Source organism: Aromatoleum evansii (assembly GCF_012910805.1).
GTDB lineage: Bacteria > Pseudomonadota > Gammaproteobacteria > Burkholderiales > Rhodocyclaceae > Aromatoleum > Aromatoleum evansii.
Map to the genome: position 1 here is coordinate 34,148 of NZ_WTVK01000001.1, position 24,595 is coordinate 58,742.

Here is a 24,595-nt window from a genome sequence, read left to right on the forward strand (position 1 = left end):
AATCGGAGAATAGCAGGCGCCGGCGCGCGGCGCGCTGCTTCATTCTTCGGCGTGGCCGTTGCCGGCGGGGGTGACGCTGTGGCGCACCGTCGCTTCGCCGAGCGTCGGCGAGCACATTTCGATGAAGCGGTAGGCGAATCCGCGCAGGTAATGCCCACGCCGCACTGCGATGCGCGTCGTGTTCGCCGGAAAGAGGTGGCTGGTGTCGAGCAGGCGCAGTTCGCCCTCGCGCCCGGGCTGGAAGGCCATCGACGCGACGATGCCGACGCCCAGCCCCAGTTCGACGTAGGTCTTGATGACGTCCGCGTCCATCGCCGACATCGCGACGTCCGGCGAGAGTCCCGCCGCGGCGAACGCGCGGTCGATCAGGGAGCGCCCGGTGAAGCCTTCGTGGTAGGTGATCAGCGGGTATTCGGCGATCGCCTCGAGCGTCAGCGGCCGGGCCGCCTCCAGCGGATGGCCGGCCGGCACGATCACCGAGTGGTGCCAGGAGTAATAGGGGAATGACGCGAGCTCGGCGACCCCGGCGAGCGCTTCGGTCGCGATGCCAATATCCGCCTGGCCGTCCAGCAGCATGGACACGATCTCCTCGGGGCTGCCCTGGTGCAGCTTGAGATACACCTTCGGATAGACCTTCTTGAACTCCGTCACGACGCGGGGAAGGGCGTAGCGTGCCTGCGTGTGCGTGGTGACGACGGTCAGGCGGCCTTCGTCGCGGTTGCTGTACTGCTCGGCCAGACGCTTGATGTTGCCCGCGTCGAGGAGCATGCGCTCGACCATCACGACCAGTTCCTTGCCGGGGTCGGTGAGGCCCAGCAGGCGCTTGCCCTTGCGCACGAAGAGCTCGACGCCGAGTTCGTCCTCGAGGTCCTTGATGTGCTTGGAGACGCCAGATTGCGACGTGAACAGCGCGTTGGCGACCTCCGTGAGATTGAAGTTGCGGCGCACCGTCTCGCGGATGATGCGTAGCTGCTGGAAATTCATGCAGTTGCTCCAGTGATGCCGTTGCGCTCGAAGACCTTGAGGTGCGAGGGTATCAGGCGCACGGCCTGGCCTTCGGCGAGATTCAGCTCGGCGACGCGTTGCTGCGTCAGCTCGACCTCGAAATGCTGGCCGCTGGCGCCGTTCAGCCCGTCGAGCTCGATGCGGGCGGTGACGCCGAAAGCGAGGATGCGGGTGACGCGTGCCGCGACGCCAGTGTTGGCGTGAGCGTCTGCAAGCAGGTCCAGTTCGTGCGGACGCGCGAACGCGATCACTTCCGATCCTGCATCGAATTCCTGCTGCGCGCTCGGCAGCACGTCGTCGCCGACGCGCAGCGCGTTGTCTTCCACTCGGCCGTGGAAGAAGTTCACCGAGCCGAGGAAACCATACACGAAGGGCGTCGCGGGCTGGCGGTAGACCTCTTCGGGCGTGCCGATCTGCTCGACATGGCCGCGGTCCATCAGCACGACGCGATCGGCGACCTCGAGCGCCTCCTCCTGGTCGTGGGTGACAAAGATCGAGGTGATATGCAGTTCGTCGTGCAGCTTGCGCAGCCAGCGGCGCAGCTCCTTGCGCACCTTGGCATCGAGCGCCCCGAAAGGTTCGTCGAGCAGCAACACGCGCGGCTCCACCGCGAGTGCACGGGCGAGCGCAATGCGCTGGCGCTGGCCGCCGGACAGTTGCGCCGGGAAGCGGTCGGCGAGCCAGTCGAGCTGCACGAGGTCGAGGAGTTCATGCACCTTGTCGCGGATCTGCCGTTCCGACGGACGTTGCCCGCGCGGTTTCATGCGCATGCCGAAGGCGACGTTGTCGAACACGCTCATGTGGCGGAACAGTGCGTAATGCTGGAACACGAAACCGACCTGGCGCTCGCGCACGTGGGTGCCCGAGGCGTCGTCCCCGTCCAGCAGCACCTGTCCGGATTCGGCCTGCTCAAGACCGGCGATGATGCGCAGGAGCGTGGTCTTGCCGCAGCCGGACGGGCCCAGCAGCGCCACCAGCTCGCCGGTCGGGAAGTCGAGCGAGACGTCGTCGAGCGCGACGAAGTCGCCGAACGTCTTGCGGATGTTTCTGACCTGAATGCTCATGATGCGGCGTCCTGATGGGCTTCTCGTGATCGATTCCCGCCGCCGGCGCGGTGCTCGACCCAGGTCTTTATCGCCAGGGTCACGAGCGCCAGCAGTGCCAGCAGCGAGGCCACCGCGAAGGCGGCGGCGAACTGGTACTCGTTGTAGAGGATCTCGACGTGCAACGGCAGGGTGTTGGTCTGCCCGCGGATGTGGCCGGAGACGACCGACACCGCGCCGAACTCGCCCATCGCGCGGGCATTGCACAGGATCACGCCATACAGCAGTCCCCACTTGATGTTCGGCAGCGTCACGTACCAGAAGGTCTGCCAGCCGTTGGCGCCGAGCACGATCGCGGCTTCCTCCTCCTCCCGGCCCTGCGCCTGCATCAGCGGAATGAGCTCGCGCGCGACGAAGGGGAAGGTCACGAACACCGTCGCCAGCACGATGCCGGGAACGGCGAAGATGATCCTGATGTCGTGATCCGCGAGCCATGGCCCGAGCCAGCCCTGCGCGCCGAAGATCAGCACGTAGATCAGGCCGGCGATCACGGGCGACACCGAGAACGGCAGGTCGATCAGCGTGATGAGGAAGTGCTTGCCGCGGAACTCGAACTTCGCGATCGCCCACGCGGCGCAAACGCCGAACACCAGGTTGAGCGGCACCGCGATCACCGCGGCGGTGAGCGTGAGCTTGATTGCCCACAGCGCATCCTCATGGACGAGCGCGCTCCCGTAGGTTCCCCAGCCCTTGCGCAGCGCTTCGATGAAGACGGCCACCAGAGGCAACAGCAGGAAAACCGCGAAGAAGGTGAGCGAAATTCCAAGTATGGTCCATTTGACCCATGGGGCTTCGCGTGTGGCCTCGCGGGACTCGAAGCGGACCGCGGCATCGGCCTGCATGGCGCCGGCCCAGTTGAGTGTCGTCGCGCCGGCCATCAGCGCTCCCTCCCGGTTCTGCTGGCCGTCCACGCCTGCAGGCCGTTGATCAGCAGCAGCAGCGCGAACGACACCACCAGCATCACCACCGCGATCGCGGTGGCGCCGGCGTAATCGTATTGTTCGAGTTTGGTGATGATCATCAGCGGCGTGATCTCCGACACCATCGGGATGTTGCCGGCGATGAAGATCACCGAGCCGTATTCGCCCACGGCGCGCGCGAAGGCCAGCGCAAAGCCCGTCAGCAGTGCCGGCAGCAGCACCGGCAGGATCACGTGGCGGAAGATCTGCCAGCGCCGGGCCCCCAGGCTCGCGGCGGCTTCCTCCAACTCGGTGTCGAGGTCCTCGAGGATGGGCTGCACGGTCCGCACGACGAAGGGCAGGCCGATGAAGACCAGCGCGACGAGCACGCCAAGGGGCTTGAACGCAACCTGGATCCCCAGCGGATCGAGGTACTGTCCGATCCTGCCGTTCTTCGCGTACAGCGCGGTCAGCGCGATGCCGGCGACCGCGGTGGGCAGCGCGAAGGGCAGGTCCACGAGTGCGTCGATGACGCGCTTGCCCGGAAAGCTGTAGCGCACGAGCGACCACGCCAGCAGCAGGCCGAACATGGCGTTGATGGCGGCGGCCGCGAGCGACATGCCGAAGGACAGCTTGTAGCTTGCGACGACGCGCGGTGCGCTGATCACGTTCCAGAATTCCGCGATGCTCAGGCTGGCCGTCTTGAGGAAGACCGCCGCGAGCGGCAGCAGCACGATCAACGAGAGGTAGGCGAGGGTGTAGCCGAGCGTCAGGCGGAAGCCCGGCAGCACCCGGAAGGTCCGGCTGGCGCTCATATCTTGGCGTTCCCAATGCATTTCATGATTCCAGTCTATGCGTGCTGCTTGTGCCCGTTAAATAATAAAAAGCGGGCTGGTTATTCGATTTCCTGCTAAGGACGTCAGGGGCGGGGGCGCCCGTCGTGCACGGCCGGACCGCAGTCCGTGCCCGTCAGGGGCTGCAGCTAAGCCTTGCGCGGGGACGGATCCGGAGCGCCGGTCCGCAATTCGAGCGAGCTGCGGGTGTGATGGCGCAGGCGTGCCAGCGCACTGCGCCGCCCCTTGTGCGATTCCTGCCGGCCGGAGATCGCCCCCAGCGGCAGGTCCTCGTGCGCCTGCTGCATGCCGTCGAGCAGGTCGTGGCAGAAGGGCCACGCGCCGAAGCCGGCGTCGACGTTGATGTGGCCCCCCGCGCCGATGTTGATGAAGCGCGCACCCCAGCGGTCCGCCCAGTAGGCCGCCACGGTCAGCCGCACCCAGGGATCGTTGGTGCTCGCGATCACCGCGCAGGGAAAGCCGAGCTGTCGCTGGGGCAGCCAGGGGCCGAGGTCGTCGGCGGGCGCCGGCGCCTCCTCCAGCAGACCGAGCGGACCGAAGCGTGCCGGATCGGCCGGCGCGACGAACAGCGCCCCCGCCACCCGTTCGGGGCGGTCGGCCGCCGCGACCACGCTCGCCAGGCAGCCGAAGCTGTGCGCCACGAGCCACACCGCGTGCGGCGACTCGTCGATCTCGCGCCGCACCGCCGCCGCCCAGCGCGCCAGCACGGGCGCCTCCCAGTCGATCCCGCGCACCCGCCGCGCGTCCGGTAGGCGCTGTTCCAGCCAGGTCTGCCAGTGCTGCGGCCCGCTGCCGTGGATGCCCGGCACGATCAAACTCGTGTGTCGCATGCGCGGCGCTCCGTGTGTCGTGACGCGCGGTTCAGCGCGTGAAGATCTGGTCGAACACGCCGCCGTCGTCGAAGTGCGCCTTCTGCGTCTTCGCCCAGCCGCCGAACAGGCCGTCGATCGTGAAGGTCTTCAGGTTCGGGAAACGCGCCACGTCCTTCGGGTCGGCCAGCTCCGGCTTCGCCGGGCGGTAGTAATGCTGCGCGGCGATCTTCTGCCCGGCGGGCGAGTACAGATATTCCACGTAAGCCTTTGCGACCTCGGTCGTCCCCCGCTTCGCCGCGACCCCGTCGACCACCGTCACCGGCGGTTCGGCCAGGATCGACACCGACGGCACCACGATCTCGAACTTGTCCGGGCCCAGCTCGTTCACCGACAGGAAGGCCTCGTTCTCCCACGCCAGCAGCACATCGCCGATGCCGCGCTGCACGAAGGTATTGGTCGCACCGCGCGCGCCCGAATCGAGCACCGGCACATGCTTGAACAGCTCGGTCACGAACTCCTTCGCCTTCGCCTCGCTGCCGCCCGGCTGCTGCAGCGCATAGCCCCACGCCGCAAGGTAATTCCAGCGCGCGCCGCCCGAAGTCTTCGGATTCGGCGTGATCACCTGGACGTCCGGCTTCACCAGGTCGCCCCAGTCCTTGATCCCCTTCGGATTGCCCTTGCGCACGAGGAAGACGATCGTCGAGGTGTAGGGCGAGCTGTTGTGCGGCAGGCGCTTCTGCCAGTCGGCGGGGAACTTGTTCGTCTTCGCCGCGATGACGTCGATGTCATAGGCCAGCGCCAGCGTCACCACGTCCGCCTCGAGGCCGTCGATCACCGCCCGCGCCTGCTTGCCGGAGCCTCCGTGCGACTGCTTGATCGTCACGTCCTGGCCGGTCTTCACCTTCCAGTACTTCGCGAATTCGGGGTTGAACGCCTGGTACAGCTCGCGCGTCGGATCGTAGGAAACGTTGAGCAGCGTCGTCTGCGCCTGTGCGGTGCCGACCAGGCTTGCGGTGAGTGCCAGGGCCAGCAGGCTGCGCCGGAGGATGTTGACCGTCATGATGATTTTCTCCGTGGAAGGGAATTCGATGGAGAAAATCTAACGTCGCGCGCTTATAACCTGAACGAAGAAAATCAGAAAAGTATATTCAGAAATGGCGTGGCCTCCACCTGCACGACAGGGGAGGCCACGCGGCCGGCCTCACGCGGGGGCCGGCAAGGTCCGCAGGGGGATCAGGCGAAGTTCTTCGCGGCGAAGTCCCAGTTGGCGAGGCTGTTCAGGAAGGTCGCGACGAAGTCCGGGCGACGGTTGCGGTAGTCGATGTAGTAGGCGTGTTCCCACACGTCGATACAGAGCAGGGCCTTGTCGGCGGTCGTCAGCGGGGTGCCGGCTGCGCCCATGTTGACGATGTCGACGCTGCCGTCGGCCTTCTTCACCAGCCAGGTCCAGCCCGAACCGAAGTTGCCCACGGCCGAGGTCGTGAAGGCCTTCTTGAAGTCCTCGAAGCTGCCCCACTTGGCCTTGATCGCTTCGGCCAGCGCGCCCGTCGGCTCGCCGCCGCCGTTCGGCTTCATGCCGTTCCAGAAGAAGGTGTGGTTCCACACCTGGGCGGCGTTGTTATACACGCCGCCGGCGGGAGCCTTCTTGACGATCGCCTCGAGGTCGAGGTTCTCGTACTCGGTGCCCTTGATCAGGTTATTGAGGTTGGTCACATAGGCCTGGTGGTGCTTGCCGTAGTGGAACTCCATGGTCTCGGCCGAAATGTGCGGAGCCAGGGCGTCCTTCGCGTAGGGCAGGGGGGGCAGGGTATGTTCCATTTGTTCTCCTTCCTGTTTGGTTTCAGGGTTGTCGGGGTCAAAGCCTGACTATTCTAGTCGGGATTGAACCCCGCTGGCAATCCTGCGGGCCGTGCAGCCTGTCCGCGGGAGGATCCTGCAACGCGCGGTGGCGCGCTCGTCATGCTTCCGTGCTATTCACGATAGCACGCAGGCGCCCGTTTGCGAGTTCCACCGAGATTTTCTCGCCTGCCGTCGTCTCGTCGGCGTCCCTCAGGATTCGCCCCTCCGCGTCGCGCGTGATGCTGTAGCCGCGCGCGAGCACCGCCTGCGGCGCCAGATGCTGCAAGTGGGTCGCCAGCGCGGAGAGTCGTTCCGCACGGCGCTGCATGAGCTGTCCACCTGCTGCGCCGAGCCTTTGCGCCGCGCGGGCACAGCGCTCCATCTCCCGGCGCAGGTCGGGCTTGCGGGCGACGAGGCGCAATTCCAGGACGCGGCGTGTCCCTTCCATGCGTTCCAGACGGCGCGCCATCGCCGCGCCCAGGCGTGTGGCGAGCCGTTCGCTGCGCTCTCGTGCGAGCCCGAGCCGTTCGCGTGGATGCACGAGCCGCAGCGCAGCCCGGTCGAGCCTTTGTGCCAGCCCGTGCAGACGCCGCTCCATGCCGGCGGACAGGAAACGTCCCAAGTCGCTCACGCGCGCCCGCGCGGCGTGGTAGCCCGCGCTCGCCAGTTCGGCGGCACCGGTCGGCGTCGCCGCGCGCACGTCGGCTGCGAAATCCGCGATCGTAAAGTCGGTCTCGTGACCCACGCCGCTCACCACCGGCACCCGGCACCCGCGGATCGCGCGTGCCAGCGCCTCGTCGTTGAAGGCCCACAGATCCTCGATGCTGCCGCCGCCGCGCACCACCAGGAGCAGGTCGATGGCATCTTCCGCACGGCGCGCGTCCGCCGTCCGCACCGCTTCGGCGAGCCTTGCGCCGGCGTCAGCGCCCTGCACCGGCGACGGGTAGAGGACCACCTCGAGATGCGGGGCACGCCGCTGCAACGCGGCCAGCACATCCCTCCATGCGGCGGCCGTCGGTGACGTCACGACGCCGATGCGCCGCGGGTAATGTGGAAGCACCCGTTTCGCGGCCGGGTCGAACAGGCCTTCTGACGCGAGCTTTTCCTTGAGGCGCAGGAAGGCCTCGAACAGGTTCCCCTGTCCGGTCTGCCGCAGTGCCTCGACATTGAGCTGGAAGTCGCCGCGCGCCTCGTACAGGGTTACGAGCGAGCGGGCATCCACCCGCATCCCGTTCTCCGGGCGGAAGGGCAGCAGCTGGGCGCGATTGCGCCACATCGTGCAGCGAACCTGCGCCTCGGCGTCCTTCAGGGTGAAATACAAGTGGCCCGAGGGCGCCCTGGTGAGATTGGAGATCTCGCCGCTCACCCACATCAGGGGAAAGCGGGCTTCGAGCGTCTCGCGGGCCATGCGGTTGAGCGCTGAAACGCTGAGAACCCGGCCCGCGCCATTCGTGTCGCCGGGGCCGCCGAAGGGAGGGATCAAGGTGTTTTGCATGGCCGCGATTGTAACGGAATCCACAAGGCTCCCGTTCTGTCAATGGTGAATCTACGAATCCGCGAAGTATTTAAGGATATTTGCAAGCCACTGTTTTTAAACAATAAAATTGTTGCTTAATTTTTCAGCGCAGTAAGAAAACGCTTGTCGCGACAGCTATTTGCCGACTAATTCTCGAAGAATCCACAAACTTATCCACAGGATTTGTGGATTCTTCCTGCGTCCATGACAAAAGGGTGCGCCCTTGCCGTGTTCGCGGCTGGGGTTTACAGTTCTTCTTTTTTCGAGTTTCCGGAGTTCCTGCGTGTTCGCGCTCATCCAGTCCGCGGGCTGGCCCGTCTGGCCCCTCCTGCTGGTATCCATCGTTGCCGTCGCCCTCATCATCGAACGCGGCGTCACCCTGCGTCGCTCGCGCATCGTGCCCGACGGCCTGCTCGACAAGGTGCTTTCCGACCTGCGCCAGAAAGGCGCCACGTCCGAGATGGCCAACCGCGTCGCCGCCCATTCGCCGCTCGGTCGCGTCCTTGCCGCGGGCCTGCGCAACGTCAGCAGCTCGCGCGAGGTCATGAAGGAGGCGATCGAGGAAACCGGCCGCGCCGTCGCGCACGAACTCGAGCGCTTCCTCAACACGCTCGGCACCATCGCGTCGATCGCCCCGCTGATGGGCCTGTTCGGCACCATCGTCGGCATGATCGACATCTTCGCCGCCCAGGGGGCGGCCACGACCAACCCGCAGCAGCTCGCGCAGGGTATCTCCACCGCGCTCTACGCCACGGGCCTGGGCCTGATGATCGCGATTCCTTCGATCATCTTCTGGCGCCATTACCGCGCGGTCGTCGATGGCTTCGTCGTCGACATGGAGCAGCAGGCGATCAAGCTGGTCGAGGTCGTGCACGGCGACCGTCGCCCCTGAGCGGGAATGCAGCGCATGAACTTCCAGCGCGGACGCAAGCACGAAGCACCGGACATCAACCTGATCCCGCTGATCGATGTCCTGCTGGTCCTGATCATCTTCCTCGTCCTCACGACGACCTACTCCAAGGTATCGGGACTCGAGATCAACCTCCCGACGGCCGACACCAAGGCCGCCGAGGTCACGCCCAACGAGATCGTTGTCGCGGTGAATGCCGCCGGAGACGTTCTCGTCAATCGCCAGCCGGTCGGCGACAAGAGCATCAATGCGATCGCCGCGGCGCTCGGTCGCGCCGTTCCTGCCGGGGGCAAGGATCCGGTCGTGGTCATCACGGCGGACGCCAAGGCCGCGCACCAGAGCGTCATCGACGTGATGCAGGCGGCGCAGCGTGCGGGCCTGCCGCACATCACCTTCGCCACCCAGTCCGCCCCGTGAGCGGTCTTGCCGCCGGGGCGGCATCGGCGACCCTGTCGCCGATGCCGTGCACCTGATCCATGGCGCGCAGCAGTCCGGAGTGGTGGCGCCGCCGCTCTCTCCTCGCGCACCTGCTGCGCCCCTTGTCGACGCTGTTCGGCGCCCTCGCCGCGACGCGTCGTCGCCGTTATCGCAGTGACCCGCGGCGCGTCGAGCGCCTCCCCGTCCCGGTCATCATCGTCGGCAACATCGCTGTCGGCGGCAGCGGCAAGACCCCGGTCGTGGATTGGCTCGTGCGCGAGTTGCGCGCGGCGGGCTGGACTCCCGGCGTCGTCAGTCGCGGATATGGCGGCCATGTCGGCGGCGTCGCCCTGGTTCCTGCCGACGGCGCTACGTCCCTTTACGGCGACGAACCCGTGCTCCTCGCGCGTCTGACCGGTTGTCCCGTCGCCGTCGGTGCGGACCGTCCGGCCGCGGCGAATGCGCTTCTGGCCCGGCATCCCGAGTGCGACGTCATTGTTTCCGACGACGGCTTGCAGCATTACCGCCTCGCACGCGACGTCGAACTCGCGGTTGTGGACGAGCGCACGCTCGGCAACCGCTGGCTGCTGCCCGCGGGTCCTCTGCGCGAACCGCTGACCCGGCTGCGCGAAGTCGACATGGTGATTGCCCACGGTCCCCTTTCGGCCGTGGTCAGGCGGGCGATCGGCGACACCCCGGTATTCCCGATGCGACTCGAGGGCGATGATTTCATCTCCCTCCAGGATGCGGCGCATCGATGCCGGCCCGATACATTCATGGGGCGTCGTGTGCACGCGGTCGCCGGCATAGGTCGCCCGGAGCGTTTCTTCGATCAATTGCGCGCGATGGGGCTCGACGTCGTGCCCCATCCCTTTCCGGACCATCACCCATTCACCGCCGCCGACCTGGCGTTCGCGCCCGGCGAGGCGAAAGTCCTGACCAGCAAGGATGCGGTAAAATGCTCGGCTTTCGCGTCTGCCGACACTTGGGAATTCCCGGTCAGGGCACAGATCCCGGCGGGCGCCGCCGAACATATCCTGGAGAAACTGTCGCATGGACGCCAGACTGCTTGAAATCCTCGTGTGCCCCGTCTGCAAGGGTCCTCTCGACTTCGTCAAGGACAAGCAGGAGCTCGTCTGCAAGGCCGACCGCCTCGCGTTCCCGATCCGAGACGGCATTCCGGTGATGCTCGAGGAAGAGGCGCGCCAGCTGCCGGCCGAAGAAGTCGACGCCATGCGCCGCTGAGCATGGCCGGCTTCCACGTCGTCATTCCGGCGCGCTACGCCTCGACGCGCCTGCCGGGCAAGCCGCTCGCTGACATCGGCGGCAAGCCCATGGTGGTGCGCGTGCTCGAACAGGCACGCAAGGCCGGGCCGCTGTCCGCGTGGGTCGCGACCGACGATGCACGCGTCGTCGAAGCCGTGCAGTCGGCCGGCGGCGACGTGCTGATGACACGCGCCGATCATCCCAGCGGCACCGACCGCCTCGCCGAGGTCGTCGCCGCCCGTGGCTGGAGCGATGACCAGATCGTCGTGAATGTGCAGGGGGACGAACCGCTGATCGACCCCGCCCTGATTGCCGATGTCGCGCGCGCCCTGGCCGATGCGCCTGACGCCGCCATCGCGACGGCCGCGCACCCGCTGCACGACGCCGCCGAATTCTTCAATCCGAACGTGGTCAAGGTCGTGTGCGACGCGAACGATCGTGCGCTGTATTTCTCACGTGCCCCGATTCCCTGGGCGCGCGACGATTTCGCCAAATCCCGCGAGGCGATCCCCGCGGGCCTTCCGGTGCAGCGCCACGTGGGCATCTACGCTTATCGTGTCGACTTCCTGCGCCGCTACGCAGGGCTGTCAGCGTCGCCGCTGGAAAACTGGGAGGCGCTCGAGCAGCTCCGGGTGCTGTGGCACGGTTACCGCATTCGGGTACTTTCCGTCGAACGCGCGCCGGCGGCGGGCGTGGATACGCCCGAAGACCTTGAGCGCGTCCGGGCCGCGTTTGACCGCGCAGGTCGAGTCGAGTAAGTTTCGGGCTTCATTTTTTGGGAACCATGCGGCCGGACTGGCGCCGCATGACAGGGAGGAGAGGATTCATGCGTTTGATTCTGTTGGGACCCCCGGGCGCAGGCAAGGGCACGCAGGCGAACTTCATCAAGGAGAAGTTCGGCATTCCGCAGATTTCCACCGGCGACATGCTGCGCGCCGCGGTCAAGGCGGGCACTCCGCTGGGTATCGAGGCCAAGAAGGTGATGGATGCGGGCGGCCTCGTCTCCGACGACATCATCATCGGCCTGGTGAAGGACCGCCTGCAGCAGGACGATTGCAAGGCCGGCTACATGTTCGACGGCTTCCCGCGCACGATTCCGCAGGCTGACGCGATGAAGGAAGCCGGCGTGCCGATCGACTTCGTCCTCGAGATCGACGTTCCCGACAGCGAGATCGTCGAGCGCATGAGCGGGCGCCGTGTGCACGTCGCCTCGGGCCGCACCTACCACGTCAAGTTCAACCCGCCCAAGGTTGCGGGCAAGGACGACGTGACCGGCGAGGATCTCATCCAGCGCGACGACGATCGCGAGGAAACCGTGAAGAAGCGCCTCGAGGTCTATCACGCCCAGACCAAGCCGCTGGTCGAGTACTATTCCCAGTGGGCCGCTTCCGGTGCGGCTGCCGCCCCGAAAGTCCGCAAGATCTCCGGTCTCGGCGCGGTCGAGGCGATCACCGCGAACGCGTTCGAAGCTCTGAAGTAAGCGGACGTCTCCGGCACAGGCGCGGCGAGCGGCGGGAGCCATCCCGTTTCTCGCCGCGTTTGCATTGGTAAGCCGGCAACGACATGCCCGTTCGGGCTGAGCCTGGCGAAGCCCTGCCCATGTCTTGCGATAGGAACGGCGGTATAGGGCTGCCGCCTTGAAAGCACGCTACGAGAGCGCGATGAACAAGACGAATCTCCTGTATGCGCAGTCGGGCGGCGTTACCGCGGTCATCAACGCCACCGCGGCGGCGGTCATCGCCGCGTCGCGCGAACGCAGCGACGCCATCGGCACCGTGCTTGCCGCCCGCCACGGCATTCTCGGCGCCCTCGGCGAGGATCTGATCGACACGTCGACGCTTGGCGCGGGCGATCTCGAGGCGCTCTCGCACCTGCCGGGCGGTGCCTTCGGCTCCTGTCGCTTCGATCTCGATCCCCCCGAGCGGAATCCCGCCCAGTACGACCGCCTGTTCGCGGTCTTCGCTGCGCACGGCGTCGGTTATTTCCTCTACAACGGCGGCAACGGTTCGATGGATACCGTTGCCAAGATCTCGGCCGCCGCCCGTGTGCGCGGCTACCCGCTGGTATGCGTGGGCGTGCCGAAGACGGTCGACAACGACCTCGAAGGCACCGACTGTTCGCCCGGCTTCGGTTCTGCTGCCAAGTATGCAGCGGTGGCCATGCTGGAAGCCGGCCTCGACATCGCGTCGATGGCCAGCAGCGCCGGGCGCGTCTTCGTGCTCGAGGTGATGGGGCGCAACGCCGGCTGGATCGCCGCGGCGAGCGCGCTCGCTGCGCGCACGGAGGATGAACCGCCGCACATCATCCTGATGCCCGAGGTGCCTTTCGACGAGGAGGCCTTCCTGGGCGCCGTCGACGCCACGGTGAAGCGACTCGGTTATTGCGCCGTGACGGTGTCGGAGGGGATCCGTCGTGCCGACGGCACGCTCGTCATGGAGCAGGATCACGATCGCAAGGGGCACGTGCAGCTCGGTGGCGCGGGCCAGTGCCTCGCGCGGCTGATCCATGCGCGGCTCGGTCACAAGCACCACTGGGCCATTCCCGATTACCTGCAGCGCGCTGCCGGCCACCTCGTGTCGGCCGTCGATCATGCCCAGGCCTGCGCCGTCGGTCGCGCCGCGGTCGCAGCCGCCATCGCCGGGCGCGACTGCGTCATGCCGGCGATCCGGCGACTCGCCGACGCCCCCTACCGCTGGGATGTCGTGCTCCAGGACGTGGCTGCGATCGCCAACCTCGAGCGCCGGGTGCCCGCCGGGTTCATCCGTGGTGACGGCCTGCACGTCACCGACGCGGCAAAGCGCTACCTTCGTCCGCTCATCGAAGGCGAGGTATATCCCGCATACGCCGGGGGCGTCCCGGACTACCGTCGGCCGAGCTTTGCTTCCGTTGCGCGTCGACTCGCTGCCTACGTCCCCTGAAACGTTGCGATACACTGCGCGCGACCCGGCATGCCGCGGGCCCGCGTATCGTTTCCGCACATCAATCTGCCGGCAGGTGAACTTCGGGAGGGGATATGAATGCATCGCGGACCCTGCTCGCCGCAATCGTGATCCTCGGGCTGGCGGCGCTACCCGCAGCCCGGCCAGCTTTTGGCCAAGCGCCCGGTCAGCCTGAAGCGGCGACAGGCTTCAGCAGGAAGCCGGCCGTCGTTGCATCGCGGGCGATGGTCGTCACCGCCAACCCGCACGCGACCGATGCAGCCGTGGGGGTGTTGCACGCAGGCGGTAGCGCGGTCGATGCCGCCATCGCCGCCGCGCTGGTGCTCAACGTCGTCGAACCGCAGTCCTCCGGCATTGGCGGAGGTGGATTCCTCGTCCATCACGACGCGCAAATGGGCAGGACGAGCGCCTGGGATGGGCGCGAGACTGCGCCGGGAGGCGTGGATGAGCGTCTCTTTCTCACTCCGCAAGGCGACAAGATGGCCTTCCACGACGCCGTCGTGGGCGGGCGCTCGGTCGGAGTGCCGGGGCTGCTGCGCATGTTTGCCGCTGTCCATGCGCGTTACGGGCGGCTGCCCTGGCCGAGCCTGTTCCAGCCCGCGATCCGCCTCGCCACCGAGGGTTTTCCGGTGTCGCCGCGCCTGCACAAACTGATCGCGCAGGACCGCTTCCTGAGTCGTGATCCAGCCGCGCGCCAGCTCTTCTTCGATGCCGACGGGCGGCCGTTGGCGGAGGGGGCGACGCTGCGCAATCCCGAACTGGCCGAGGTGCTGGCTGCGGTGGCGGAGCAGGGCGCTGACGCGTTCTATGCAGGGCCTATCGCGCGCGCCATCGTTGCTGCGGTCGCTGCCGGTCCAAACCCGGGTGCGCTCTCGCTCGAGGATCTGTCCGGCTACCGTGCGGTCGAGCGCGCCCCCTTGTGCGGACGCTACCGCACCTACCGTGTCTGCGGCATGCCTCCGCCCAGCTCGGGCGCGGCCACCGTGCTGGCGATGCTCGGCATCCTCGAACGTTTCCGCCTTGCCGACATCGCGCCCGACTCGGCGTTTGCCGCCCACCTGTTCAGCGAAGCGGGGCGGCTCGCGTTCGCCGATCGCGACGCATGGTATGGCGATCCCGTCGCGATGCCGCTCGCGCCCTCAAGGCTGCTTGCGAGGGACTACCTCGGCGCGCGCGCGCAACTGATCCGGCTCGACGACAGTCTTGATCGTGCTCGGCCCGGCACTCCCGGCGCTGCGCCAGCGCCGCGGGCGGTGAACGTCGAGCAGCCCGCGACCTCCCACGTGTCGATTGTCGATCCGGCCGGCAATGCCGTCTCCATGACCGCCTCGATCGAGGATGCCTTCGGCAGCCGGCGCGTGGCGCGGGGCTTCCTGCTCAACAACCAATTGACCGACTTCTCCTTTGCCCCGGCCGACGAGCGCGGTCCCCACCCGAACCGTGTCGGCCCCGGCAAGCGTCCGCGCAGTTCGATGTCGCCGACCCTGGTGTTCGACGCGGGTGGAAAACTCCACGCCGTGACGGGCTCGCCGGGTGGCAGCCAGATCATCAACTATGTCGCCGAAAGCCTCGTCGGCCTGCTCGACTGGAACATGCCGCCCGACGCCTTGCTCGCCCGTCCTCATGTCGGCAGCCGCAATGGCCCCACCGAGATCGAGGATCGCGGCGACGTGCGACCGCTGGCCGACGGTCTTGCCGCCTTCGGTCACGAAACCGTAGTGCGCGACCTGACCAGCGGGTTGGGTGTGGTCGTCAGGCGAGGCAAGGAATGGGTCGGCGCTGCCGACCCGCGCCGGGAAGGCACTGCCGCCGGATTCTGAGTCGCGCGAACCGGCCTGGGCGCTCCGGATTCTGCTGAAAGCTCAGTCGGACAGTGACGGATTCAGGGTGTACGTGCCGGTGAGCTTCGCCTCGGCCAGCACGTGACCCGCGATCGCGTTGCGCACCTGGGCTCCGCCGAAGCTCCCGTCGACGTTGCAGCATTCCTTGTCCAGCGCATACAGCGTGAACACGTAGCGGTGCACCAGCTCGTCGTTCCACGGCGGGCAGGGACCGTCGTAGCCGTGGTAATTCCCGCGCATGGCTTCGTCACCGGCAAACCAGGCGGTGTAATCGTTGATGCCCTGGCGCGAGCCGAGCGGACCTTCCGGGCCGTTCTTTCCGCCCGGCGTCACGCCGTCCGAAAAGCTGCCGGCCGCGATTTCCCGCAGGTCCGCCGGCAGGTCGATGACGACCCAGTGGAAGAAATCCACACGCGGCAGGCTTGCCGGCACAACGCGACCTTCCTGGTTGACGTCGTCACCGCTGCTCGGTACATCCGGGTCGTGGCAGATCAGCACGAAGGAGCGCGTTTCCGTCGGCACCCCGCTCCAGGCCAGGTGCGGGTTGCGATTGCTGCCGAGGCAGACGTGGCCTTCAGCGGCCGGAATGCAGAACGAGAATTCGCCGGGGATGCGCGCGCCGTCGGCGAAGCTTTGGCTGCTGAGTCTCATGCCAGGGAACTCCTTACATGTCGATCGGGATAACATTCGTCCCATTCTAGTGCCGCCGAATCCTTCCGTAACGCTGCACTGCGGCGCGGGGTGCCCGCGCCGGCCGGTCATGCCGCGCGCCGGCGGAAATCCCGCGGGCGCACTCCCACGGTGAACAGGGTGAGGAAATACGCACCGATTCCGCCCAGTACGACTGCGGACAGGCGCAGGACACGCGTTGCTGCATCCTGCGCGTACCACCACTGCTCGTCGCCCATGCCGAACCAAAGTGCGACCCCCAGTACTCCCAGTGCGGCCAGCAGGCGCAGCGAAAATATGCCCCAGCGCGGTTGCGGCCGATAGACTCCGCGCCGGCGCAAGCCGCGAAACAGCAGCGCCGCATTCAGCAGCGAGGCGAGCCCGATCGACAGCGCGAGGCCGGCATGCTTGAGCGGCACGATGAACGCGAGGTTCATCAGTTGCGTCGCGACCAGCGTGATCAGGGCGATCTTGACCGGCGTGCGGATGTCCTGTCGCGCATAGAACCCGGGCGCGAGGATCTTCACCAGGATCAGGCCGCTCAGCCCGACGCTGTAGGCGACCAGGGCGAGGCGTGTCTGCTGCACGTCCGTCGCCGTGAAGGCTCCGTGCTGGAACAGCGTCGACAGCAGCGGCACGGCCAGCAGCGCCAGCGCGAGCGCGGCCGGCAGCGTGAGCATCAGCGTCAGGCGCAGCCCCCAGTCGAGCAGAGACGAGAAGGCTTCCGGCTGCTCGTCCGCGTGCAGTTTCGACAAGCTGGGCAGCAGGATCGTCCCCAACGCGGCGCCGAGCAGGCCTGCCGGGAACTCCATCAGCCGATCGGCGTAATACAGCCACGACACGCTGCCGCTCTCGAGGAAGGACGCGAAGATGGTGTTGATGATCAGCGACACCTGGCTCACCGACACCCCCAGCATCGCGGGCAGCATCAGTTTTGCGATGCGTCGCACGCCGGGATCGGACAGGTTCAGATCGAAGCGCGGTAGCAAGCCGATGCGCGCGAGCGGGCGCAATTGCAGCGCCAGTTGCAGGATGCCGCCGATGAATACCGCCCACGCCAGCGCGAGGACGGGCGGATCGAACCAGGGGGCGGCGAACAGCGCCATGCCGATGAAGGAGAGGTTCAGCAGTACCGGCGTGAACGCCGGAATGGCGAAGCGGCTCCAGGTGTTGAGGATGCCGCCGGCAAGCGCCACCAGTGCCATGAACAGGATGTAAGGGAAGGTGATGCGGGTCAGTTCGACGGTGAGTGCGAACTTGTCCGGTTCGTCAGCGAAACCCGGCGCGGATGCCCAGATGATCAGCGGTGCGGCGACGATGCCGATGGCGGTCACCACGGCCACCGCCAGCGCGAGGGCCGTGGCCACGCGGCCCACCAGCTTGTGCGTCTCCTCAGGTCCCTGGCGGTTCTTGTATTCGGCGAGAATGGGAACGAAGGCCTGCGAGAACGCACCCTCCGCAAACATGCGTCGCAGCAGGTTGGGCAGCCGGAACGCGACAAAGAAGGCGTCGGTCGCCATGCCGGCGCCGAAGGTGCGCGCGATCACGAAGTCCCGGACGAAGCCGAGGATCCGCGACAACAGGGTCATGCTGCTGACGGTGGCAAGGGCGCGCAACAGGTTCATCGGTGGTTGCCGTGGCAAAAGACGCGATGATAGCCGCTGTTGCCCGGCGGTGCACTTGCACCTTGCCTGTCGAACGGTTAAACTCGCGCGTTTTCAAGAACCACTCAACGGAAGAACATAGATATGGCCAACTCGGCACAAGCCCGCAAGCGCGCCCGTCAGGCGGTCGTGGCCCGCGCTCACAATGGCAGCCTCCGTTCTCGTCTGCGTACCGCGATCAAGGCTGTGCAAAAGGCCGTCGTCGGTGGCGACAAGGCTGCTGCCCAGGCGGTGTTCCGCACCTCGATGAGCACCATCGACAGCATCGCCGACAAGAAGATCATCCACAAGAACAAGGCTGCCCGCCACAAGAGCCGGCTGTCCGCAGCGATCAAGGCGATGGCCGCCTGATCCTCGCGTTCGCGGGATAATGAAAACGGCGACCTCGGTCGCCGTTTTCATTTCTGTTGCCGCCGTTGCGAAGCTGCGCTTCGGCGCGTTGCTCAGATCTTCATGTGTTCGTCGTCGATGTTGTCGACCACCAGATCATTGTCCTTGGCAAAATTGATCAGGAATTTGTAGGCCAGCGGCTCGATGTCGTAAAGCCGGGCATCCACCAGCACGGCCTTGTGGCCCTTGAGCGTGCACCCCGGTCGAACGTAGGGCGAATACATCATCCGGTTGTCGGCGCCGAAGGCCGACATGATTCCGCACAACCGATCAGCCCAGTCGCTCGGGCGGAAGGTCTTCCCTTCGCGCGTGACACCGATGATGACGAAGCTTTCGATCGATTGGCTCATAGGGTGAGATTCGGCGGCTGCGGGAATTTCCGGAGGACGGTGCGCCGGCTGGTGGCCGGGACTGCTGGCACCGCGAAAGACGGGGCGGATTCTAGCAGAAAAACCCCGGCATTATCCCGCGATGCGACGGATCATCCCGGGATGCGGACCCCGCCGGGCGGGCTGGCGTGTCCGATCCCGAACCTGTACAAGGCCCGCGGTTTTCGCTTAACATCGTCCTTCAACCTTTTCACGGCGGCATGTGCCGCCGTGTGCGTTTCTGCTACATCCTGAACGGGGTCCCCCATGTCGCATCTCATGAACACCTACGCCAGATTGCCCGTTGCTTTCACGCATGGGGAGGGCGTCTGGCTCTTCGATGAGACCGGCAAGCGCTATCTTGACGCGCTCTCGGGCATTGCCGTGTCCACGCTCGGTCACAACCACCCGCGGCTCGTGCGCGCCATTTCCGAGCAGGCCGCGAGCGTGCTGCATACCTCCAATCTGTACCGCATTCCCCGCCAGGAGGAGCTGGGCGACCGCATCGCCGCCCTGTCCGGCATGGACGAAGTGTTCTTCTGCAATTCCGGATGCGAGGCCAACGAGGCGGCGATCAAGCTCGCGCGCTTCTACGGGCACAAGAAGCACATCGATCATCCCGAGATCATCGTCATGGAGAACGCTTTCCATGGACGCACGCTCGCGACCCTCTCCGCCACCGGCAACCGCAAGACCCAGGCTGGCTTCGAACCGCTGGTGACGGGCTTCGTGCGCGTCCCGTACAAGGACATCTCCGCGATCCGCGCGGTGGGCGAGCATAACCACAACGTCGTGGCCGTCATGCTCGAGATGGTTCAGGGCGAAGGCGGCATCAACATCGCCGACGACGACTTCCAGCGCGAGCTGCGCGCCATTTGCGACGAGCGCGGCTGGCTGCTGATCTGCGACGAAGTGCAGTGCGGCATTGGGCGCACCGGCCCCTGGTTCGGTTTCCAGCAATCGGGGATCAAGCCGGACATCATGACGCTGGCAAAAGGTCTCGGCTCGGGCGTGCCGATCGGTGCGTGCGTCACGGCGGGCCGTGCGGCCGGCCTGTTCGGGCCGGGCAACCACGGCTCGACCTTCGGCGGCAATCCGCTCGCGTGCGCCGCGGGCCTGGCGACGATCGCCGAGATCGAGGACAAGGCGCTGCGCGACAATGCCGTGCGTGTCGGCGAAGCGATCCGCAATGGCATGCGCGAAGCGTTGGCCGGGGTGAGCGGCGTGGTCGATATCCGCGGCCGCGGGCTCATGATCGGCATCGAACTCGATCGCCCCTGCGGGGATCTCGTGCGCCAGGCGCTCGAGGCGGGCCTGTTGATCAACGTCACGGCCGATCGCGTCATCCGGTTGCTGCCTGCGCTCGTGTTCACCGAGCAGGACGCCGGCGCCCTCGTCTCGGCGCTCGCGCCACTGGTGCGCAAGTTCCTCGGGCAATAAGGAGGCACGCGATGAACACGCCGCGGCACTATCTGCAGTTCAAGGACTTCACGCGCGAGGAATACGACTACCTGTTCGGTCGTGTGCGCTGGATCAAGGACAAGTTCAAGCGCTACGAACCCTACCACCCGCTGTTCGACCGTACGCTGGTCATGATCTTCGAGAAGGCCAGCACCCGCACGCGCCTGTCCTTCGAGGCCGGCATGCAGCAGCTCGGCGGCTCGGCGATCTACCTGAACACGCGCGACTCCCAGCTCGGTCGCGGCGAACCCGTCGAGGATGCGGCGCAGGTGATCTCGCGCATGAGCGACGTCGTGATGATCCGCACCTTCGAGCAGGACATCATCGACCGTTTCGCGGCGAATTCGCGCGTGCCGGTGATCAACGGGCTGACCAACGAATATCACCCCTGCCAGATCCTGGCCGACATCTTCACCTTCATCGAGCATCGCGGCTCGATCCAGGGCAGGACCGTCGCCTGGGTGGGGGATGCCAACAACATGTCCTACACCTGGCTGCAGGCGGCGGAGGTTCTAGACTTCAAGGTCCGCGTGTCGACGCCGCCGGGCTACGCGATCGACCCCGCGCGAGCTGGTCTTGCCGGGGGCAGGCACTTCGAAGTGTTCGACGACCCGATGGAGGCCTGCCGCGGCGCCGACCTCGTTACCACCGACGTATGGACGTCGATGGGCTACGAGGCCGAGAACGAGGCGCGCATGAAGGCCTTTGCCGACTGGTGTGTCGATGCGGACATGATGGCGGCGGCCGGTCCCGGCGCCCTGTTCATGCACTGCCTGCCCGCGCACCGCGGCGAGGAGGTCACGGCAGAAGTGATCGACGGCCCCCAGTCCGTGGTGTGGGACGAGGCCGAGAACCGCCTGCACGTGCAGAAGGCTTTGATGGAGTATCTGGTGCTCGGCAAGGTCGAGAGCTAACGGAATCGCCCTGCGCACGCGTGAGCAGGGCGGCAGGACAAACAGCGATTGGCCGGACGGAAAGCTTCGCCGGCCACGGAGCGAAAGGCGGTCGTGGCGACACGGCCTTCAGTCAAGCGGCAAGAAAAGAGCGGAAATCCACATGAGCGACGTCAAGAAAGTTGTCCTCGCCTATTCGGGCGGACTCGATACCTCAGTCATCCTCAAGTGGCTGCAGGACACCTACAAGTGCGAAGTGGTCACCTTCACGGCCGATCTCGGCCAGGGCGAGGAACTTGAACCCGCGCGCCAGAAGGCACTGAAGTTCGGCATCAAGCCGGAAAACATCTTCATCGACGACCTGCGCGAAGAGTTCGTGCGCGACTTCGTCTTCCCGATGTTCCGCTGCAACACCATCTACGAAGGCGAGTACCTGCTCGGCACCTCGATCGCCCGCCCGCTGATCGCCAAGCGCCAGATCGAGATCGCGCGCGCCACCGGCGCCGACGCCGTGTCGCACGGTGCGACCGGCAAGGGCAACGACCAGGTCCGTTTCGAGCTCGGCTACTACGCGCTCATGCCCGGCGTGAAGGTCATCGCCCCGTGGCGCGAATGGGACCTGCTGTCGCGCGAGAAGCTGCTCGCCTATGCAGAGAAGCACGGCATTCCCATCGAGATGAAGCACAAGCAGGGCGGCTCGCCCTACTCGATGGACGCCAACCTGCTGCACATCTCCTTCGAAGGTCGCCATCTCGAGAACCCCGCAGCCGAGGCGGAGGAGTCGATGTGGCGCTGGACCGTGTCGCCGGAGGCCGCGCCGGACGCCGCCGAATACGTCGACCTCGAGTTCGAGAAGGGCGACCTCGTCGCGATCAACGGCAAGCGCATGAAGGCGCACGAGCTGCTGGCCGAGCTGAACGCCCTCGGTGGCAAGCATGGCATCGGGCGCCTCGACCTCGTCGAGAACCGCTACGTTGGCATGAAGTCGCGCGGCTGCTATGAAACCCCGGGGGGTACCATCCTGCTGCGTGCGCATCGTGCGATCGAATCCGTCACGCTCGACCGCGAAGTCGCCCACCTCAAGGACGATCTGCTCGCCCGTTACGCCAGCCTGATCTACAACGGCTACTGGTGGAGCCCCGAGCGCCAGGCCATGCAGGCGCTCATCGACCACACCCAGCAGACCGTTAACGGCTGGGTCCGCCTCAAGCTCTACAAGGGCAACGTCATCGTCACCGGCCGCGACTCGAAGACCGACTCGCTGTTCGACCCGACGATTGCGACCTTCGAGGACGACCAGGGTGCGTACAACCAGAAGGATGCGCACGGCTTCATCCGCCTCAACGCCCTGCGCATGCGCATCGCCGCCAACGCGCGCAACAAGCGCGGTTAAGGAGCAGTCTGGATGGAGGGTGACCCGATCATATTCGGGCTGACGGTGGCGGAATTCGAGGACTGGTCGCTCAAGATCCTCGTTTCCGCGCTGATCGTGTACATGCTGTTCATCATCGGCAACCTCGCGAAGCAATCGAAGGCAGGGCGCTACGGAACGATCTGGCTATTTGTCGCGCTCGGCCTCGGTTTCATCGGCTTCATCGCCAAGAGCTTCATCCAGAAATTCATGGGTATCGAATAAGGAAGCCTCGTTTCATGAGCACTACCGAGAAAATCGACGGCGTCGCCGTCACGACCAAGGCCAACGTCTACTTCGACGGCAAGTGTGTCTCGCACACCATCACCTTCGCCGACGGCACGCGCAAGTCGGTGGGCGTCATCATGCCCGCGGCGCTGACCTTCAATACCGGCGCACCCGAAATCATGGAAGGTGTCGGTGGCAGCTGCCGCGTCCGCCTGAAGGGTGAGACCGAGTGGAAGACCTGGGGCGCTGGTCAGTCGTTCGACGTTCCGGGCAATTCGAGCTTCGATATCGAAGTCAGCGGCGAGCCCTACCACTACATCTGCCACTTCGGCTGATCGTCGCGCAGGGAGCCGAACATGCCGTCTTTCGACATCATGTCCGAGGTCGACCAGCCCTCGCTGAAGAACGCCGTCGATGTCGCCAACAGCAAGATTGCCGGGCGCCACGACTTCAAGGGCACCAGCGCGAAGCTCGAGCTCGGCGACAAGCTGATCACGATGTTCGGCGACACCGACTTCCAGCTCGACCAGATGAAGACCATCCTGCTGCCCGAAATGACCAAGAAGAAGGTCGACGTGCGCTGCCTCGATTACGGTGACGTGCAGAAGATCTCGGGCAACAAGGTCAAGCAGGAAGTGAAGGTTCGCGTCGGTGTCGACCAGGATCTGGCCAAGAAGGTCGTCAAGCTCCTCAAGGACAGCAAGATGAAGGTCCAGGCAGCGATCCAGGGGGACGTGGTTCGCGTTTCAGGCGCCAAGCGCGACGTGCTGCAGGACGCCATTGCGCTGGTGAAGAAGGACATCACCGACTTTCCGCTGCAGTTCGGCAACTTCCGCGATTGATGCCGGTCAGAGGCGACATGGACATCTCGACCGTCGCTTCGATCGCTTCCGCCAACGCATCGACCTCCCTCAAGGCCGAGGCCTCGGTGCTTGTCCTCAAGAAGGCAATGGAGCTGCAGGAGCTGAATGCGGCGCAGCTCCTGCTGGCCCTTCCTCCTCCCTCCGGCCCGACGCCGGGGGCGGTCATCGGCGGCACCATAGACGTCTTCGTCTGAGCGTGTTCGGGCTCGGTTGATGGCCGCCGTGCTCGTCACGTGGCGGCCGGGCAAATTCGGATGCCCGAATTTGCGACCCCTTCACGCTGCGCACCTCCTCCCGAATTTTTGAATCGAGCATCGCACGCGTCCGTTTGCCCCGAGCCTGTCCAAGGGCACGATTGGCTGGCGTAGCGCGCCAACCGCGCAGCGCATCCTGCCGTGCAGTCGTGGGGCGTATTCCTGCCTCTGCGCTCCTCCTTCTCTGCTTGAGTCGTCGAGCTTGTCATGAAAGACAAATGCATTCATGTAAATTCTATTGTCATTTCTTCAGAAAATGACAATAGAATTGTGGCCGATTCCAATTCGGGAGAAGCGCAATGGGTTTCGAAGCGGGGATGAGCGTTGCCCGGGGCACGCGGCAGGAGGTGCAGCAAGACTTCAGGGTTCGCCGTCGGGGGGCATCGAGGGGATATACGCTCGTAGAACTGGCGGTGGTCGTGGCCATCCTTGGAATTGTGTCCGCGATCGCGGTGCCCTCGTTTGCGCGACTCCTGACGGACACGAGCGTGGGCGATGCATCGAGCGATTTGTTCTCCGCGGTGATTCAGACCCGTTCGGAGGCGCTCAAGCGGCGTCATCGGGTGATCCTATGTCCGAGCGAAGATGCGCAAGATTGCGCCGATGTCGCAGGTTGGGATCGTGGATGGATCATGTTCGAGGACGCGAACGACAACGGCCGGCGCGAGGCCGACGAAGCCCTGCTGCGTATCGGGGAGGTGCGGCAAAGAAAAATCAGGATCACCGGCGATGGCAGCGTCGGTCGCTACGTGTCCTATGTTGCAACCGGACGCTCGCAGCAACTCGCTACGAGCGCCTGGCAGGCTGGCACACTGACTGTGTGCGGCGAAGGTATCGCGCGCAAGATCATCATCAACAGTGTTGGCCGGCCACGCATGGCGCGTGCGACGTGTTGAGAAGGGCCAGTACAGGGGGCGCGCTGTGCGGCGCCACCCGCAGGAAAAGAAAGGCGCGGCCCGCATCGTCACGGCCCGCGCCAAGTGTCATCGCGAG

28 protein-coding genes are annotated in these 24,595 nt (G+C 65.8%); 17 read left to right on the forward strand and 11 right to left on the reverse strand.

The features are described from left to right. Positions 1-39: 39 nt before the first annotated feature. From GO615_RS00155 to xseA, 8 genes are all read right to left on the reverse strand, one after another. A complete protein-coding gene (locus GO615_RS00155; RefSeq protein WP_169125027.1) occupies positions 40-984 on the reverse strand; it encodes a CysB family HTH-type transcriptional regulator in 945 nt (314 codons plus the stop codon). Then, a complete protein-coding gene (locus GO615_RS00160; RefSeq protein WP_169125028.1) occupies positions 981-2,069 on the reverse strand; it encodes a sulfate/molybdate ABC transporter ATP-binding protein in 1,089 nt (362 codons plus the stop codon). The genes GO615_RS00155 and GO615_RS00160 overlap by 4 nt, the downstream gene beginning before the upstream one ends. Continuing rightward, complete coding sequence (cysW, locus tag GO615_RS00165) at positions 2,066-2,986, reverse strand: sulfate ABC transporter permease subunit CysW (RefSeq protein ID WP_169125029.1); 921 nt, start codon at positions 2,984-2,986, stop codon at positions 2,066-2,068. Before cysW ends, GO615_RS00160 begins: the two co-directional genes overlap by 4 nt. Continuing rightward, entirely contained in the window at positions 2,986-3,822 is an 837-nt protein-coding gene (cysT, locus tag GO615_RS00170) for a sulfate ABC transporter permease subunit CysT (RefSeq protein WP_169125030.1), read from the reverse strand. The genes cysW and cysT overlap by 1 nt, the downstream gene beginning before the upstream one ends. Before the next feature lie 167 nt (positions 3,823-3,989). Then, positions 3,990-4,691 (reverse strand): RBBP9/YdeN family alpha/beta hydrolase, encoded by a 702-nt coding sequence (locus tag GO615_RS00175; protein ID WP_169125031.1) that lies wholly within the window; start codon positions 4,689-4,691, stop codon positions 3,990-3,992. Between the two features lie 31 nt (positions 4,692-4,722). Then, positions 4,723-5,733, reverse strand: coding sequence for a sulfate ABC transporter substrate-binding protein (locus GO615_RS00180; protein ID WP_169125032.1), 1,011 nt, complete (start codon positions 5,731-5,733; stop codon positions 4,723-4,725). A 173-nt stretch (positions 5,734-5,906) separates the two neighbouring features. Next, the gene (locus GO615_RS00185) at positions 5,907-6,491 is read right to left on the reverse strand and encodes a superoxide dismutase (RefSeq protein ID WP_169125033.1); all 585 of its coding nucleotides are present in this window, start codon (positions 6,489-6,491) and stop codon (positions 5,907-5,909) included. Positions 6,492-6,630: 139 nt separating this feature from the next. Then, positions 6,631-8,007 (reverse strand): exodeoxyribonuclease VII large subunit, encoded by a 1,377-nt coding sequence (gene xseA, locus GO615_RS00190; protein WP_169125034.1) that lies wholly within the window; start codon positions 8,005-8,007, stop codon positions 6,631-6,633. A gap of 304 nt (positions 8,008-8,311) precedes the next feature. On the opposite strand from xseA, the gene GO615_RS00195 reads away from it, so the two are divergent. The 8 genes from GO615_RS00195 to ggt all read left to right on the forward strand — a co-directional run bounded on the left by GO615_RS00195 (position 8,312) and on the right by ggt (position 15,380). Continuing rightward, the gene (locus GO615_RS00195; protein ID WP_169125035.1) at positions 8,312-8,920 is read left to right on the forward strand and encodes a MotA/TolQ/ExbB proton channel family protein; all 609 of its coding nucleotides are present in this window, start codon (positions 8,312-8,314) and stop codon (positions 8,918-8,920) included. A gap of 15 nt (positions 8,921-8,935) precedes the next feature. Then, positions 8,936-9,355, forward strand: coding sequence for an ExbD/TolR family protein (locus tag GO615_RS00200; protein WP_169125036.1), 420 nt, complete (start codon positions 8,936-8,938; stop codon positions 9,353-9,355). Positions 9,356-9,414: 59 nt separating this feature from the next. After that, positions 9,415-10,428, forward strand: a complete 1,014-nt coding sequence (gene lpxK / locus GO615_RS00205) for a tetraacyldisaccharide 4'-kinase (protein WP_169125037.1) — start codon at positions 9,415-9,417, stop codon at positions 10,426-10,428. Then, the gene (locus GO615_RS00210; protein ID WP_169125038.1) at positions 10,409-10,600 is read left to right on the forward strand and encodes a Trm112 family protein; all 192 of its coding nucleotides are present in this window, start codon (positions 10,409-10,411) and stop codon (positions 10,598-10,600) included. Before lpxK ends, GO615_RS00210 begins: the two co-directional genes overlap by 20 nt. Positions 10,601-10,602: 2 nt before the next feature. Further along, positions 10,603-11,379 (forward strand): 3-deoxy-manno-octulosonate cytidylyltransferase, encoded by a 777-nt coding sequence (gene kdsB / locus GO615_RS00215; protein ID WP_169125039.1) that lies wholly within the window; start codon positions 10,603-10,605, stop codon positions 11,377-11,379. Between the two features lie 68 nt (positions 11,380-11,447). Beyond that, complete coding sequence (adk, locus tag GO615_RS00220) at positions 11,448-12,101, forward strand: adenylate kinase (RefSeq protein WP_169125040.1); 654 nt, start codon at positions 11,448-11,450, stop codon at positions 12,099-12,101. A 181-nt stretch (positions 12,102-12,282) separates the two neighbouring features. Then, positions 12,283-13,539 carry a 6-phosphofructokinase gene (locus tag GO615_RS00225; protein WP_169125041.1) on the forward strand — a complete coding sequence of 419 codons (1,257 nt, stop codon included), beginning with the start codon at positions 12,283-12,285 and terminating at the stop codon, positions 13,537-13,539. Between the two features lie 95 nt (positions 13,540-13,634). Then, positions 13,635-15,380 carry a gamma-glutamyltransferase gene (ggt, locus tag GO615_RS00230; RefSeq protein WP_169125042.1) on the forward strand — a complete coding sequence of 582 codons (1,746 nt, stop codon included), beginning with the start codon at positions 13,635-13,637 and terminating at the stop codon, positions 15,378-15,380. A 42-nt stretch (positions 15,381-15,422) separates the two neighbouring features. Here the strand turns inward: ggt and GO615_RS00235 are convergent, their stop codons facing one another. Together GO615_RS00235 and murJ are read right to left on the reverse strand one after the other, a co-directional pair. Beyond that, on the reverse strand, positions 15,423-16,052 hold the full coding sequence (locus tag GO615_RS00235) for a YbhB/YbcL family Raf kinase inhibitor-like protein (protein WP_169125043.1): 630 nt from the start codon (positions 16,050-16,052) through the stop codon (positions 15,423-15,425). 107 nt (positions 16,053-16,159) lie between these two features. Continuing rightward, complete coding sequence (gene murJ / locus GO615_RS00240; protein ID WP_169125044.1) at positions 16,160-17,695, reverse strand: murein biosynthesis integral membrane protein MurJ; 1,536 nt, start codon at positions 17,693-17,695, stop codon at positions 16,160-16,162. Between the two features lie 123 nt (positions 17,696-17,818). On the opposite strand from murJ, the gene rpsT reads away from it, so the two are divergent. Continuing rightward, positions 17,819-18,085 carry a 30S ribosomal protein S20 gene (gene rpsT / locus GO615_RS00245; RefSeq protein ID WP_121427787.1) on the forward strand — a complete coding sequence of 89 codons (267 nt, stop codon included), beginning with the start codon at positions 17,819-17,821 and terminating at the stop codon, positions 18,083-18,085. A 92-nt stretch (positions 18,086-18,177) separates the two neighbouring features. Here the strand turns inward: rpsT and GO615_RS00250 are convergent, their stop codons facing one another. Further along, positions 18,178-18,474 (reverse strand): DUF3579 domain-containing protein, encoded by a 297-nt coding sequence (locus tag GO615_RS00250; RefSeq protein WP_169125045.1) that lies wholly within the window; start codon positions 18,472-18,474, stop codon positions 18,178-18,180. Positions 18,475-18,759: 285 nt separating this feature from the next. Between GO615_RS00250 and GO615_RS00255 the strand changes: the two genes are divergently transcribed. The 8 genes from GO615_RS00255 (at position 18,760) to GO615_RS00290 (ending at position 24,498) form a co-directional block, all read left to right on the forward strand. After that, on the forward strand, positions 18,760-19,932 hold the full coding sequence (locus tag GO615_RS00255; RefSeq protein WP_169125046.1) for an aspartate aminotransferase family protein: 1,173 nt from the start codon (positions 18,760-18,762) through the stop codon (positions 19,930-19,932). 11 nt (positions 19,933-19,943) lie between these two features. After that, positions 19,944-20,867, forward strand: a complete 924-nt coding sequence (gene argF, locus GO615_RS00260; RefSeq protein ID WP_169125047.1) for an ornithine carbamoyltransferase — start codon at positions 19,944-19,946, stop codon at positions 20,865-20,867. A gap of 142 nt (positions 20,868-21,009) precedes the next feature. Further along, the gene (locus GO615_RS00265) at positions 21,010-22,239 is read left to right on the forward strand and encodes an argininosuccinate synthase (protein ID WP_169125048.1); all 1,230 of its coding nucleotides are present in this window, start codon (positions 21,010-21,012) and stop codon (positions 22,237-22,239) included. A 12-nt stretch (positions 22,240-22,251) separates the two neighbouring features. Then, complete coding sequence (locus tag GO615_RS00270) at positions 22,252-22,482, forward strand: DUF2788 domain-containing protein (protein WP_050416734.1); 231 nt, start codon at positions 22,252-22,254, stop codon at positions 22,480-22,482. Between the two features lie 14 nt (positions 22,483-22,496). After that, positions 22,497-22,820, forward strand: a complete 324-nt coding sequence (gene ppnP / locus GO615_RS00275; protein WP_169125049.1) for a pyrimidine/purine nucleoside phosphorylase — start codon at positions 22,497-22,499, stop codon at positions 22,818-22,820. Between the two features lie 21 nt (positions 22,821-22,841). After that, positions 22,842-23,327 carry a YajQ family cyclic di-GMP-binding protein gene (locus tag GO615_RS00280; RefSeq protein WP_169125050.1) on the forward strand — a complete coding sequence of 162 codons (486 nt, stop codon included), beginning with the start codon at positions 22,842-22,844 and terminating at the stop codon, positions 23,325-23,327. 17 nt (positions 23,328-23,344) lie between these two features. Further along, on the forward strand, positions 23,345-23,542 hold the full coding sequence (locus tag GO615_RS00285; RefSeq protein ID WP_169125051.1) for a YjfB family protein: 198 nt from the start codon (positions 23,345-23,347) through the stop codon (positions 23,540-23,542). A 359-nt stretch (positions 23,543-23,901) separates the two neighbouring features. Continuing rightward, positions 23,902-24,498 (forward strand): GspH/FimT family pseudopilin, encoded by a 597-nt coding sequence (locus tag GO615_RS00290; protein ID WP_169125052.1) that lies wholly within the window; start codon positions 23,902-23,904, stop codon positions 24,496-24,498. Positions 24,499-24,595: the final 97 nt, after the last annotated feature.